Below are 14,744 nucleotides of genomic sequence, written 5' to 3' on the forward strand. Positions count from 1 at the left end.
GGGGCGCGACGATTTTCAGGCCGAAGCCAATTTCGGAGCGGGTGGCACGTCCCCGCCGGCAACGGATGGAACGAGATGACAGGCTGCGAAATCCTGGCTGCCGCGAACGGTGAGCACAGGTTGCAGGCTGCCGCATTTCTCCATGGCACGCGGGCAGCGGGACTTGAAGCTGCAACCGTCGGGAATGTTGATCGGGCTTGGGGGCTCGCCTTCCAGCAGGCAATCCTGCGGCTGGTATCGACGTTCTTCCAGCGTCGGCATCGCGCTCAGCAGGGCCATCGTGTAGGGATGGCCTGGGTCGAAGAACAGGCGCTCGTTATCCGCGAGTTCGAACACTTCGCCCAGATACATCACCGCGACTCGGTTGCAGACCTTCCGGACCATGGCAAGATCGTGCGAGATGAATATGTAGGTGAGATTGTATTCCTTCTGTAGTTTCTGGAAGAGATCCAGCAGCTTGAACTGCTCCGTCTGGTCGAGCGCCGAGAGCGTTTCATCCATGATGAGGATTTCTGGCTCCAGAACCAGCGCACGGGCGACATTGATGCGCTGGCGTTGCCCGGCACTCAGGCCCAGCGGCAATTCCTCGTAAAGATCGGCGGAAAGCCCGACCTCACCCATCACCTTCAGGATACGCTCGCGGATCTTTGCGCCGTCTTTCCAGCCATGCGTACGCAGCGGTCCCTCCAGCATCTTGCCAACCGAGGTGCGTGGCGGCAGTGAACCGAACGGATCCTGAAGCACCATCTGGAGCCTCTTGCGAAAGGCCAGAAGAGCCTTGCCGCCGAGCCCTGCGATATCATCCCCGCCGCACAGGATCTGGCCGGCACTTGGCGTTTCAAGCCGGCTCAGAAGTCGCATGAGCGTGGACTTGCCACAGCCGGATTCGCCGACAATCGCAAAACTGTCTCCGCGGCGGATATCGAAGGTCACGTTGCGCACGGCGCGCACGTGGTTGAAGCCGCCGAAGCCGGTGCGCTTGCGGACCTTGTAGACCTGCGAGACGTCGCGCAGGCTCAAGACCACGTCACGCTTGTCGTCAAGGCGCGGCATTTTGGTCTTGCCGCTCCATATCTTCGGCGTCTGTTCGACAAGTTCGCGCGTGTAGGGATAAAGGGGAGAAGCAATCAGCTGCTCCGTTTCCTGCTCTTCGACAATCCGGCCTTCCTCCATCACGAGGATGCGGTTGCAGGCTTCGCGCGCGACGGGCAGCGACGATGATACGAAAAGAACCGCCGTATCGAAACCGGCAGAAAGCTCCTTCATCAGCCGGATGACCTGGGCCGCAACGGTGACATCAAGCGGCTGGGTGACGTTGTCGGCAACCAAAAGGGCAGGATTGGTCGCCAGCGCATCGACGATCAGGGCCCGTTGCATCATGCCGCCGGAAAACTGCGAGGGATAATCGCCGAAGCGGCTGGCGGCCGAGGGAATGCGCACGGCATCCAGCAGTTCTATCGTGCGCTGCCGTGCCTCCTGCCGGGACGTGCCCGGCACCACGGCACAGATCTTTTCGACGATCTGCACGCCGACCGGCAAGGTCGGGTCAAGCGCGCCCATGGGGTTTGCCCCGACATAGGCGACGCGCCGGCGCAAGGTGCGCATCTCCATCTCGGAAAGGCCGTAGATGTCCTTGCCTTCGAACAGCACGGTGCCGGAGGAACGGGCAAGCGGCGCGTCCAGCCAGTTGACGACCGCCTTCGACAAGACGGTCTTGCCCGAACCGCTGGCGCCGACGACGCCGACGATTTCGCGGGGGGTGAGCGTGAAGGAGATGGCGTCCAAAATAGTCCTTGCCGTGCCGGCTCGACCGGCGGCAACGGACAGGTTTTTCAATTCGAGAAGCGGCTGGCTCATTGGTCGGACCCTCCGTGAATGGTGTTGCGGGCACGTTCCAGCGAGGCGCCGACAAGGTTGATGCTGGTGAGCGTCAGGCCGAGGAAAACGCCGGGCATGGTGGCAATCCACCAGGCATTGAGAAGGTATTTTCGGCCATCCGCGATAATGTTGCCAAAGGTGGGCGTGGGCGGCTGAACGCCGAGGCCGAGAAAACCGAGGATCGATTCGAAGATCATCATGCGGGCAACATCCAGCACCGAGGTGAAGATAACCGGCGGCAGAAGCAGCGGCAAAAGCAGGCTGAGGATGATGCGGATGTCCGTCGAGCCCCCGAGCTTTGCCGCGCGCACATATTCGCGCTGTCTTTCGGTCATGACGATGCTGCGCATGATACGGGCATAGACCGGCCAGCTCGACAGCCCGAGAACCAGAATGATGGCGGGAATGGTCGGCCGGGATACGCCAAGCACGGCGATAGCAAGGATAATCATCGGGATCGACAGCTGCGCATCGGTGAGGCGCATGATCAGCATGTCGATCCGCCCGCCGAAATAGCCAGCGATCGTGCCCAGTGCGCAGCCGATAAACAGCGTGACGGCGACCGAGGACACGCCGATCAGGAAGGAGTAGCGAAGCCCGACCAGCGAGCGAACCAGCATGTCGCGGCCGATCTGGTCGGTGCCGAGGGGGTGGAGCCAGCTCCATTTGTCGCCAAGGAAGAGGGGCGGCAGAAGCCGGGCGCGGACATCCATCTTCGTCGGGTCGATGCCGCTGATTTCCGGATAAAGGGCAGCGGCAAGCGCCAGAATGAGAAATATCGCAAGGCCGACGCGGAAGCCGGGCGCCGACACGGCGCGATCAAGGATACGCCGCGAAATGGAGCGGCTGGCAGCCTTGGTCACGACAGGGGTTTCCAGTGCGGATGTAAGGGCCATCAATATTCAAGCCTCGGATCAATGGTGGTTGCGACGAGATCGACGGCAATGTTGATGAGCACGAAGATGGCGCTCGTGACGATGGCGATGCCCTGGATGAGCGGGAAGTCGCGCTGGAGCACGGCATTGATGGTCAAAAGCCCAAGGCCCGGATAGTCGAAGATATATTCGACGATGATCACGCCGCCGAGCAGGCTGGAAAACTGCACGCCGAGCAGGTTGAGAAGTGGCACCGATGCATTGCGCAGGGCATGGTTGACGATGATGCGCGAACGCGACAGGCCGCGCACGCGCCCGACCGAAACATAGGGCTCCATCATCTGTCCGGATACTGAGCTTACCAGCGTGCGGATCAGCACCGGCGACAGTTCGACCGCAAGAACGATGGCGGGCAGGATTGTATAGGCAAAGCCCTGATATCCGATGGCAGGCAGCCAGGCGAGCTTGACCGAAAACAGCAGCGCCAGCACGATGCCGAGCCAGAAATTCGGCAGTGAGATGAAGATCGAGGATATGTAGAAGGCGAGCTTGTCGGGCCAGCGGCCGATGGCCAGCCCACCTGCAATGCCGATGATTGCGGAAAACACAAGCGCGATCACCAGCGTGACGGCTGCCAGCTGAAGGGTCATCGGCAGAGCGTCGAAGATCAGGTCGAACACTTCTGCCCGTTCGCCACGGGTGGTATCGTTGAAGTTCGCGCCGCCGGTCGAGGCGCCATTTGCGGGTCGCACGAAGGACTGTCCGAGGTCGCCGTGGACAACGCCGCCCATATAACGGCCGAATTGCACGAGGATCGGGTCCCGCAGGCCCATGTCGGTGGCAATCTTTTCGATCAGGGCTTCAGGCGCCATGCCGCCCGCCATCAGGCGCACCGGATCTCCCGGCACGACCCTCAAGAGGGTGAAGATCAGCAGGGAGACGAGGAAGATGATGATAATGCCCTGAAAAAGGCGCCGCAGCAGGAAATTCACGGTGAACATTCTATCGCTCCCCTCGAGGATTCACGGGAAAGACCGCACGCCGCGATGGCGCGGCGTGCGGGCGAGAAGCGTCTCAGGCCGCGGGCTTGGAGGCGTCGATCGACCCGTCCGGGTAGATGTACATGCCCTCAAAGTCCTTCTGCATCGCGTGAATCATGACGGAGGTGAACAGCGACAGGCACGGCATCTTGGAGGCGATAAGCGGCATCGTCTCTTCCTCAAGAACCTTCTTTCGCTCTTCGAGCGTGGGTGCATTGCGTTCCTTGTCGAGGCTGGCGTCGAGGTCCTTGTCCTCGATGCCGCAAATGCGGTGCGATGAGGAATGGAAATGCGTGCGCAACACGAGGTCGGGTTCCGGAGAGGCCGTCGACCAGCCGCAATCGACCATGTGGCCGGGACCACCGCCTGGGCGATGATAAAGCTGCTCGTTCCAGGCTGCCGGTTCAAGCACCGTCAGGCTGACGTTGAAGCCCTGCTCCTGAAGCATGGCGGTGACCAGTTCGCCATATTCCTTGGTCTTCGGATAAAAGCCGACGGAGGTGATGTATTCGAGCGCCGGCAGGCCCTTGCCCTTGGGAAAACCCGCTTCGGCCAGCAGGGCCTGCGCCTTTTCCGGATCGTATTTCGGGTAGTTCGGCAGGTCAACATAACCGAACTTCACCGGCGAAACGAAGTTGGACGAGGCGTGGCCGGCCGAGCCCATCAGTTCCATGATCATCTCACGGTCGATGGAGTGGCAGGCGGCGAGGCGAATGCGCGGATCGTCGAAGGGAGGCTTGGAGCAGCGGAACCACAGATACTTGTTTTCGACCGAGACGACCTTGTTGATGTAGATCGCCGGATTGTCCTTGATCGAATCCACCTGTTCCGGCTCTAGACGCTCCACGATGGAGGCCTGTCCGTTCATCAGCGAGAGCATGCGCGTGGTGGAATCGCCCGTGAAGGTGAAGTTGATGCCGGGTATGGCCGGCTTGCCTTTGAAGTAGCCGTCGAAGGCTTCCATCACCGTGTCATTGCCGCGCTGGGCGACGAACTTGAACGGGCCGGTGCCGTTGAGACGCTGCGACAGCGGGCCGCCGGGACCGCCGGCCACATCCTTGGCCGACATGATCGGCAGGAAGGAAGCGAGGAAGATGAAGAGGTGTGCCGGATAGCCGCCCTTGGAGGTGTCCACGATGACTGTGTAATCGTCGGGTGTCTCCACGGTCAGCGTTTCGCTTGGCCCCGGATACCACTGGGCCGGCCGGTCGGTGCGGGAGCCGTATTCGAACGTCGCCTTGACGTCCTCGGCCTTGAACGGCTTTCCATCGTGAAACACGATGCCCTGGCGCAGCTTGATCTGGAGGCGATGCGGGTCCAGCAGCTTGATCTCGGTTGCCAGCTCGTAGACGACCTCGCCGGGGTTGTCGAGCTTCATCGGCGTGCGGGTGAGAAAACCCATGACGAAGCCTTCGATATTCTTCTGCGACAGCGTCGTGTGGGCCGTCGGATCCCAGTTGCCCGTGATGTTTTCAGCCGACAGGAAGGTCATGGTCTTGCCGGTCTGTGCAAAGGCCGACGAAATGAAAAAGTCAGGATTGATCTGCATGTAACCTGCAACGGCGGCTGCACCCGCGGAGCCTTGCAGGAAGCGACGACGATTAAATTCCGAACCCATTGAGTTCCCCTTTTTCTTTTGGAAACCGTCAGATCACTCAAAACGGTCAAAACAGTCATTGCAAAAGACGTGCCAAATGGAAGAATTGGGGGATTTGCGATCTATCGTGCAATAGCAGCTGTGGTTTTTGACTGCTTAAGTGGCCGTATGACGTTTTTTTAAGCGGTGCAGCAGATCGACCTGCGCATGACGGGGGGCAGGAGCGTGCTTCGTCATCGGACTACGCCCGAGTGCTGTGCGAGGCATGATCCTGGCTACAACTCAGACAGCACCGGTTGCCCGTCCATGGAAAGGCGATCACGGATTAAGGCGGCGAGGACAACGTGGAAGCGGAACATCGGTTACCCTTCAATGCCAGCCAGCTCCATTGCGAGAGCAAGGAGCATCGGTTCAACCCACATCTCTTCATATGAAGGATAGCGCCATACCCGCTAGACGCCTCGCCGAAGAAACTTCCGGTCCTGCTGAGTACCGCCTTCGCAGCGTCGCAGATGCGCAATTACCCGGAAACATGCACGGTGGGACCAGTGATGACGATTTGAAAGCCGACATCAACAACCGGACATATGCGACGCCGGATGAAGCCTATCACGCGCTGCTCCTTACGCTTTGACCGGTTGATCGGGCCTGCTCAACACGGGAGGCGTGCGATGCGCCCATGGGCTCGCCTGTTCCAGTTGCGCCGCAAGCGCATACAGCCTGTGCTCGCCTGCAAATGGTGCGGCAAAATGCGAGCCGATCGGCAGGCCGGCAGCATTCCAATGCAGGGGAACGGACATGGCGGGCTGGCCGCTTGCATTGAACAAGGCGGTGAAGGGCGAAAACGAATGGAACGTCTCGATGAGATCGGACAGGCACTGGTCATCCTCGACGGTCAGTGTTCCGATCAATGCCGGCGGTTTTGCCATCGTCGGCGTCAATATGAGATCATATCTGTCCATCAGGGCTGCCATGCGACGGCCGAAGGCGTGAATATAATCAACCGCCGCCGCATAGTCCGCGCCTGACCGATCGCCCTTTTCGCGCAGGATGACGCGGTGGCGCGGCTCCAGCGCTTGCTCGTCCATCGGCTGGCCCGCCATGCGCGCCATCATGGACAGGAGGCTGCGGGTCTGGCAGCCGATAATGGTGAAGACGGTATCGTAAAATTCAAGAGCATCGACCGGCAGTGTAACTTCTTCCACATGATGGCCGAGATCCTCGCAAAGCGCCGCCGTGTTCATCACCGCCTGCACGCAATCGGGATGGCTGGCCCAGGGTGTCAGGTGCGTGACAAGGCCAATCCGCAGCCCCTTTGGCGCAGCGCCGGTCGCAGCGTTCAGGAAGCTTCCGTCGTAAAGCGGCGCGGCATAGGGCGCGCCTGGATCGGCGCCGGCCAGTTGGTCGAGCGCCGCGGCGCTGTCGCGCACCGAAAGCGTGATCACATGGCCGGTGCTCATTCCCGCCCAGCCCTCGCCAATGGCAGGTCCCATCGGCATCAGCCCGCGGGAGGGCTTCAGGCCGAACACGCCGCAGGCGGATGCGGGCACGCGCAGCGATCCGCCGCCGTCATTGCCATGCGCGACGGGAATGACGCGGGCGGCAACCATGGCGGCCGCACCGCCGCTCGATCCGCCGCAGATGTGATCGAGCGACCAGGGATTGCGCGTCGCACCGAACAGCCGCGATTCCGTCGTATACGAACTGCCGAATTCCGGCGAGGTGGTCGTGCCGAAGATCGTGAAGCCGGCCTTGCGGATGCGCGTGACAATTTCGGCATCGAAGGGCATCACGACCTGCTCCGACAGAAGCGACCCATTGGTCATCCGCGCGCCCGCAACCGGCGTGAACAGATCCTTGATGAGGATGGGAACGCCTGCGAAGGGGCCAGTGGGCGTGGGCGCGGACAAGTCTGCAACAGCCCGGTCCGACAGATCCTGCGCGAGTGCATTCAGCTGCGGGTTGACCTTGCTTGTCCTGCCGATGGCATCGGCAAGCGCTTCACCGGCACTGAGCGTGCCCTTTTTGATTTCTTCGGCAAGCGCCAGGCCATCGAGAGGTGGGGTCAGTTGCGACATATTCAGTCACCCATTCATTTGTTCATTGATCGGCCGCGCCGGCACCCCGGCGAGAGGATGCTGGCGTCATTGACGGTATGATCAGGACGCCGTCGCTCCATCGACCGGCCGTCCGCCCTTCGTAAGCCCAACCACCAGCCATGCGGCTGCAATCAGAAGCGTAAAGCTCGACCAGGTCATGATGCCAGCCGGAAGGCCTTGCGGCATGCCCCCGAAGGGAGCGGCGAGCGCCAGGACGATGAAAGGGCTGGCGAACTGCCCGAGATAGAGGAAGGATGCAAAACCACCGACACCGCGGGCGCGCAATCGGGGTGGAAGCTTGACCAGCAAGGGCAGCGATGCATTGGCAACCAGAAAACCGGCTCCAAAACCCTGGACGACCATTGCCAGCAAGACCACCGGATAGGAGGGGGCAAGCGCCAGGATGAACAATCCCGCCGCCATCGTCGCGACCAGAAAGGCATTGACGCCGGCGACACCGATGCGATTGCGCAGGATAGGCCAGGCAATGGAGCCGCCCAAGGTGGACAGGATCGACAAGCCGGCGGCAGCGCCGATCAGTGATGTGGACGTCACCCCCATGGCAACCAGCACGTTCGGTGTCATCACGGCAGCGATAAAGCTGGTGACCATTCCGGTAAAGATCAGGAAATAGGCCCCGGTCACGGTCAGCCAGAGACCGCTCTCTGCGCGGCCAGGCCCTTCGACATCCTCCTTGCGGCGTTCGGGCTCCCACAGCAGCAGCATGATCGCGGGAAGCATCAGGATGGGCGCGAGATACAGAAAGAAGGGTGTTCGCCAGGAGCCTTCTCCGGCGACCCCGCCAATGACGAAGAACAATGCACCGACGATACCAATCGTTACCACCTGACGGGAAATGTAGCGCATCCGCTCAGCCGGTTGCCAGTAATCGGCAATCAGCGTCGTGCAGCAGGTCATGATGATGGCTTCCGCGCAGCCAAACAGCAGGCGCGAGATGAGAATGAGGTTGATGTCGGCCAGAAGGGCCGGCATGACGCCGAAGAGGGCGTAGAGGACAGAGCCTATCAGCAGCATGGTCTTGCGCCCGACGCGGTCGGCAAGCAATCCGGCCAGCGGCGCAAACAGCGCAATCGCAAGCGCCGGCCCTGCAACGACAAGCGGGATCAGCTCGACCGACTGCGGGTTGATGGCGGCAAATTCGGCGGTGATTTTTGGCAGCATCGGGGCGATCATGACGGAGCCCATGATGGTGAGACTGCTGGCCAGTTGAATAATCAGCCCCTGCAGATGACCGGCCTGTTTGAGCGTGACGGAATGATGATCCATGATGCACTCCCTCAAAAAGACATGGCCACGCGCAGGGCAACGCTATAGCCTTCCGCATGGTTTTCGGCGCCGAATTCCTTGTAGGCATGCAGCGAAACCAGCGGCAGTCCAGGCTGGAAGAAGTTGATCGCAGGACCCGCCGCAAACACCCGTGACCGATTGCCATCCACGACACCTGGCCCCTCGTCGTCGGTCAACTGCTGATAGGCGTAACCTGCAAGCCCGATCGTCCAGGCATTGATATGCTGGCCTATGGCAAATTCCTGCATATATTCGACACCGCTCCGGTAATCGGTCGCCGGGTTGACGGTATTGAAGTTGACGCTCGCTTGCGTCGACACTTCAAAGCCGCTGTCGGAGAGATAAGTAGCGCCGACAAAGGGCGTGATTGTCCAGTGATTGACGCCACCGTTGAAGGCATTGGACGTATCGTAATGTCCGGTTGGCATCTGGACCTGCAGGCCCGCATTGACAAAGAGGTTCGGCGGCGCCTGCCAGCCGAGAAGGATCGGGATGATCTGCGCATCGCCCATCGAAAAGTCTTCGCCTGAGATATCCAGCGGACCAATCGGCGTTGAGACCGACAGGCTGCCATTGATCTTGATCATGGGAAGGACCCCGCCAAAGCCGACCTTGGCGCCGAGCAGTTCCAGGTCTGTCATGTAGAAATAGGCAAGACCCAGCGTTTCGACATCGAGGTTCAGATCGTTGTTCACGGTATGCCCGGAGGCATCCTTCGATTTGGTCGCGGAATAGTAGGTCGCGCGAAGACCGAAGGTGCCGTAGGGTGTCGAAGGTGGGGTCATGCCCGCACCAAAATCGGTGACACCCATCGGCGTGATGTTGCTACCCTGCTCGACGGCGTGCGCCGGCGAGACGGCAAAGGCGGTCACGGATAGAGCAGACACAAGCAGTGTGGTCGCGCACAGGGCTGTGCGTTGCAATTGAGACATCATCGTTCCCCAGGTTTCTTAAATGAACCGATGGAACAATTGTAGAAACGCAAATGCGCGAAGCGTTATCCGTTTTGGGAAGTCGTAAGGCTGTTGTCGAACTTTTTTCTCAGTCTTGTGCCTGGCGGACCGTTTCTGAGGGAAGTTCGCCGAACATGTCGCGGTAATAGCCTGCAAACCGGCTGAGATGCCAGAAACCCCAGTGGGCGGCGATATCACCGATTGAGGGGACACGACCGGCGTCTCGAGCCGAAAAGAGTTCGCGACGCACCAGGTTCAGCCGCTCGGCCTTGACGAATTCCGTTGCGCCAATACCGACGGACAGATTGAAGCAGGTCTGCAGATGCCGGCGGCTGATGCCAAGTTGCGCTGCGACATCGGCAACCGTTACCTGTTCGCTGGCCGTGGACATGAGCATCATCCGGGCGCGATCGATCAACTGCTTGCGGCTGCTGTCTGCCACCGGCTCCAGCTTCCGCGCCGATGTGAATGCGAGCAAAAGCTTGTCGAGGATCGCATTTTGCGTTGAAGCGCGCCCGGGATCTGTTTGACTGTCGCCTGCCAAGAGAGGTGTAAACATCTGGTCGAGCCGAATGCTGTGATCATGCCACAGCGCAATCGAATGGTGCTGCTGGAGATAGCTGGCGAGCTGTTCAAACCCGCGCGTCGCGATCTGCTCGATCAGCCATCGCCGGTCGACGGTCAGGTAGAGGAGATCGAAGGCGCGCGGTGTGAGGATTTCCGGAAGCCGCTGCCCGTCCATGAGAATGCTGACCCGTGGCGCCATTTCGTGACCGAAGAGCCAGCCCGTGCCGTCGGCCTGGACGGCAATGCTGAGCACCAGCACGCCCGGCGGGCCGCTGCCGCGCTTCAGAAGCGTCTTGTCGGTCGTCTCCCTCAGCATCTGAATGGCGCCGAACCTTTGCATGGTCAGCGAATAATTGATCTTGCCGGGCGACATCTGGAGCGTTTCCAGCTGCCAGTCCTTCATCATGCGCGCGGCCGCATCGAGGGAATGAACGGTTGTCGCACCAGCCTGGCCGAGGCCTGGATGTCCGACAACCTGCGCGTCGCCTGCATTCACGAATGCCTCCACTTGACGAGGAAGGGAACAGCTTGGGCTTTATAAGAGCATCGGCAAGGATCTTGCACGGGGTTTGGCTGTCTGCCGGCGCATTCCGTGCGTGCGGTCGAAGAATGGCCGGTGCCGCCATACACGACACCTTGATTATGTGAGAGGAAGCCCGTGGCCTTGCCACGCGCTTCCAGGCTTCCGGGCGTCGCCTCAGCGGCAGCAACCGCTCTTCGTTTCCGGTTTGGCAGCGCAGCAATCTGCCTCGCGATTGTCCTTGCTGTGGCCGTTTCTGTCGGCCGGCAGGTCCATGGCGATGTTGGCTGCAAAGAAGCCGTTCGGCTTCAGCGTGAAGCCCGCATATTCAACCGGCATGATCGGAAAATCCTCCGGCTTGCAGACATGGGTGTGACCGAAGGAATGCCAGAGGACGATGTCGGCATTTTCGATAGTGCGGTTCTGGGCCACATATTTCGGCAGGCCGTCACCGCCGGCATGGACGTTCGGATAGTCGCCGGAGGCGTATTTTTCCGCCGGGTCGAAGGCCGTCACCCAGATGTGCTTCTTGGCAAAACCGCCACGCTGGGCAACGGTCGAGCCTTCCTGCGCCAGCATCAGCGGGCTCGGCATCACCACCATCTTGTAGCCCGGTGCCTTGCCGACGGAATTTTGCACATTCGGGTTCTGCACCTTCCAGTAGCGCCCGGTCTCGCCATTGGCCACGGCGGGTGAATCCAGCTCGCGCTTCAACACCTTGGTCTTGGTGTCGAAGACATTGCCATAGGGGTTGTCATCACCCCATGGGCGGGGAGCGAATTCATGCTCGGTGACGGTATTGCCGCCGCCATCGACATCCATGTGCAGGCGGGCGTTGAAGAAATGCTGGTGGGTCGGGCCGCCAAGATTGTCATCGACCATGCCGCCCCAGGGATAGGTCTCGCCCGGTGCCACGGCTGCCGTCTGGATGATGCCGGTGAGCTTGGCTTCGAGCTGGATCGTGCCGTCCTGATAGAGATACCAGTAAAAGCCGTAGTCGTAATTGCCGACCGTGGCGAAGAAGGAGATGACGAGGCGGCGGGACCGGCGGACCTCGAAGATGCCATTGCGGAATTCGTAATGCTTCCAGAGGATGCCGTAATCCTCCTCATGCATGCAGATGGCATTCTTCATCACCATCGGCTGGCCGAAATCGTCGGCCGAGGGCACGTCGAAATAGTGGATGTGGCCGAGGCAGTCGCAGCCGAGTTCGAGGCAATTGGCGAGACGCCCGAGCCCATATTCGCCGGCGTCGAAGGCGCTCTTCCAGAAGTGGTTGGCGGTCGGGTCGGCGTAAGGCACGACCATTTCCGTCACCGAGGCGCGAAAGATGATCGGGCGGATCTTGCCGCCGTCCTTGATGCCCAGTTCATGCAGAACGAGGCCTTCGCGCGGGGTAAAACCGACGCGGAAGGACCAGTTCTGCCATTCGACCTGCCAGCCATCGACGGTGAAACTCGGCCCTTCCGCCTGGACGATATCGAGCGGCTTCAAACCCTGCCGCGTCTCCGGAAAAGCCTCCTGACCGTAATTGCGCTTCTTCTTTGGCACCGGAATGATGCGACCGTCATCAACGAGATCGACCACCTGGTTCTTCACCAGATCGACCACGGCAACGACCCCTTCGATTGGGTGGGAATAGCCGTTGTCGCGCTCGTCACCACGCCAGTAGGAGACCGCACGCACGATACGCTGGCCCTTTTCAAATTCCAGGCCGAAATAACCGGATGAGAAGGGGTCGATCTGGACGAGCGGAATGTCCTCGTCGGTGATGCCGCGCTTCTTGACCGCTTCAACCCAGCGGGGATCGGATTTCACCGTCGCCTCGACGGTTTCGAATTCGCACAGCATGACCGGCGGCTGGCCATAGGGCAGTTCGTCATGGGCCAGCCGCTTGTGGTCGGCAACGGTCTTTGCCGACAGGTCAACGATGCTTTCAAACGTCGCACCGCTCGAAATGTCGAGCGAGAGGACGAAGGCCAAACGCGCCAGCGGCTGGCCGGCCCGAAATGCCGCGAGATCCGCCTTGGTCGGCTCTTCCAGCCGGATGATCGGGAAGCGGATGGTGTCAGTCAGCGCCTTCTCTTGCCGGAGGATGGCAATGGCTTGCGCGATCTCGGAAAGGCTCAAGGGATCGAGCGGGTGGAAAATGGTGTCGACGACGGCGTCCATGGAACGGTCCTTTGGCAATCAGGCGGGAGGAGAGGGTGGCGCTCATCACGCGCCACCCGGAAATGTCAACCGCGGCTGGCGCAGATCTCGGTATCGACGACAGGCATGCCGTGGATGCAGAAGAGGGTGCAGAAGGCGTGTGCCTCGCCGGCGAGCAGGAGCGTCGATACGGTGAGGGCGACGAGCACGGCCTTGAGCAACCGGTCCGTCGGGCGAAAAGTCGAGAGCGCAGTCATTCGAAGGCCTTTCCGAGAGAAGCGTAGAGGGCAGGTTTTGCCTTCCTGATCTTGATGGCGAAGGCTGCCCCCAAGAGGCCGACCAGCACGATCAGAGTGGGGAAGGCTTTGACAACAAGGCTTTCGGACCCCGACAGCAGCGACAGGTTGTTGATGACCAATCCAAGGGCGCCAAGGAGGCCGATCAGCCCGAGTGACGGGGCGATCACCGTGGTCCAGAGACTGTAGCCGGTCTTCACCTTGCGGAAGAAGAGAAGGATAGCGACCGAAACCAGGGCCTGCACGGCAAGGATGCCGATGACGGCGAGGGCCGACATCCAGGAGAAAACGACCGTATAGGGATCGGCGCCGGCGAGGATGAAGAGGACGAGAACGAGCGCGGCAATCGCGCTCTGCAGCATGCCGGCGACATAGGGCGAGCCATGCATCGGATGCACCTTGCCGAGCAGCTTGAAGGCCAGGCCTTCGCGGCCCAGCGCAAAGAAATAGCGGTTCAGTGTGTTGTGGAAGGAGAGGATGCAGGCAAACAGGCTGGTGATCAGAAGGATGTTCATCACCTGCGAGGCCCAGGTACCGAGCACGCTGTCGGTCGCGGCGAAGTAGAAGCTCTCCAGACCGGCTGCTGCCGTCGGCTGCACGGCGGCCGGGCCGTAGAACTGGACTATTGCCCAGGTGGAGAAGGCATAAAAAACTGTGATCAGGAGCACGGCCAGATATGTGGCGCGCGGGATTGTCTTTTCCGGGTTCTCGGCTTCTTCGCCGAAGATCGCGGTTGCCTCGAAGCCGATATAGGAACCGACGACAAAGACCAGCGCCACGCCGAGGCCGGGCGCAAAGACGGTGGCTGGCGAAAACGAGGTGAAGCCGAACCCTTCCGGTCCGCCGCCGGCCACCACGATGCCGATGTCGAGCAGCAGCAGGATGGCGATCTCGGCGATCATGCAGACACCGAGGATGGCGCCGGAAAAGGCGATGTTGCGCTGGCCGCAGGCATGCACGATGACGAGCGCGGCAAAGGACCAGACCCACCAGGGCAGATCGGCGACCGGCGTCATGGCACCGGTCATGAAGACGCCGAAGAGCCCATAGACGGCGATCTGCACGGCGAAATAGGTGACGAGCGCCATCAAGGCGCCGCCGACACCGGCCGGCTTGCCGAGGCCCTGGGTGATATAGGTGTAAAAGGCGCCGGCGCCGCCGACATGGCGGCTCATGGCCGTGAAGCCAATCGAAAACAGCAGGTAAAGAATGCCGGCGAGCACGAAGGCACCCGGCACACCGGCGCCGTTGCCGAAGGCAAAGGCCGCCGGTGTCGCACCGACCACGGCGGTTAGCGGAGCGGCTGCGGCCACGACGAAAAAGACGATATGGGCAAGGCCAACGGAATTCTTCGCAAGGCGGTCGGGCGGACCATCCGCAATGGATTGTACTGTCATGGGAACCCCTCTTGTGCTTGATTTTGATCAAGAGGGTAGGTGCGGGTTTCTGGCACCGGAATT

11 protein-coding genes are annotated in these 14,744 nt (G+C 60.9%); all 11 read right to left on the minus strand.

Features of this window, described 5'->3' with window-relative positions; genetic code table 11:
- Positions 1 to 15: 15 nt before the first annotated feature.
- Positions 16 to 1,857 (minus strand): dipeptide ABC transporter ATP-binding protein, encoded by a 1,842-nt coding sequence (locus tag AC4CWH_RS21920; RefSeq protein WP_491321483.1) that lies wholly within the window; start codon positions 1,855 to 1,857, stop codon positions 16 to 18.
- Positions 1,854 to 2,774: an ABC transporter permease gene (locus AC4CWH_RS21925; RefSeq protein WP_491286504.1), complete on the minus strand. Its 921-nt coding sequence runs from the start codon at positions 2,772 to 2,774 to the stop codon at positions 1,854 to 1,856. The genes AC4CWH_RS21920 and AC4CWH_RS21925 overlap by 4 nt, the downstream gene beginning before the upstream one ends.
- Entirely contained in the window at positions 2,774 to 3,754 is a 981-nt protein-coding gene (locus AC4CWH_RS21930) for an ABC transporter permease (RefSeq protein ID WP_491286501.1), read from the minus strand. Before AC4CWH_RS21930 ends, AC4CWH_RS21925 begins: the two co-directional genes overlap by 1 nt.
- A 73-nt stretch (positions 3,755 to 3,827) precedes the next feature.
- Positions 3,828 to 5,411, minus strand: coding sequence for an ABC transporter substrate-binding protein (locus AC4CWH_RS21935; protein WP_491286499.1), 1,584 nt, complete (start codon positions 5,409 to 5,411; stop codon positions 3,828 to 3,830).
- Between the two features lie 602 nt (positions 5,412 to 6,013).
- Positions 6,014 to 7,468 carry an amidase gene (locus AC4CWH_RS21940; RefSeq protein ID WP_491321484.1) on the minus strand — a complete coding sequence of 485 codons (1,455 nt, stop codon included), beginning with the start codon at positions 7,466 to 7,468 and terminating at the stop codon, positions 6,014 to 6,016.
- Positions 7,469 to 7,549: 81 nt separating this feature from the next.
- A complete protein-coding gene (locus AC4CWH_RS21945; RefSeq protein WP_491286495.1) occupies positions 7,550 to 8,776 on the minus strand; it encodes an MFS transporter in 1,227 nt (408 codons plus the stop codon).
- Between the two features lie 11 nt (positions 8,777 to 8,787).
- Positions 8,788 to 9,729 carry a SphA family protein gene (locus AC4CWH_RS21950; RefSeq protein WP_491321485.1) on the minus strand — a complete coding sequence of 314 codons (942 nt, stop codon included), beginning with the start codon at positions 9,727 to 9,729 and terminating at the stop codon, positions 8,788 to 8,790.
- Positions 9,730 to 9,838: 109 nt separating this feature from the next.
- Positions 9,839 to 10,813, minus strand: coding sequence for a helix-turn-helix domain-containing protein (locus tag AC4CWH_RS21955; protein WP_491286493.1), 975 nt, complete (start codon positions 10,811 to 10,813; stop codon positions 9,839 to 9,841).
- A 201-nt stretch (positions 10,814 to 11,014) separates the two neighbouring features.
- Entirely contained in the window at positions 11,015 to 13,009 is a 1,995-nt protein-coding gene (locus AC4CWH_RS21960) for a primary-amine oxidase (protein WP_491321486.1), read from the minus strand.
- A 65-nt stretch (positions 13,010 to 13,074) separates the two neighbouring features.
- Positions 13,075 to 13,245, minus strand: coding sequence for a hypothetical protein (locus tag AC4CWH_RS21965; RefSeq protein WP_491286490.1), 171 nt, complete (start codon positions 13,243 to 13,245; stop codon positions 13,075 to 13,077).
- Positions 13,242 to 14,681 carry an APC family permease gene (locus AC4CWH_RS21970; protein WP_491321487.1) on the minus strand — a complete coding sequence of 480 codons (1,440 nt, stop codon included), beginning with the start codon at positions 14,679 to 14,681 and terminating at the stop codon, positions 13,242 to 13,244. The genes AC4CWH_RS21965 and AC4CWH_RS21970 overlap by 4 nt, the downstream gene beginning before the upstream one ends.
- Positions 14,682 to 14,744: the final 63 nt, after the last annotated feature.

This window comes from Neorhizobium sp. PAMB6716 (genome assembly GCF_058242805.1).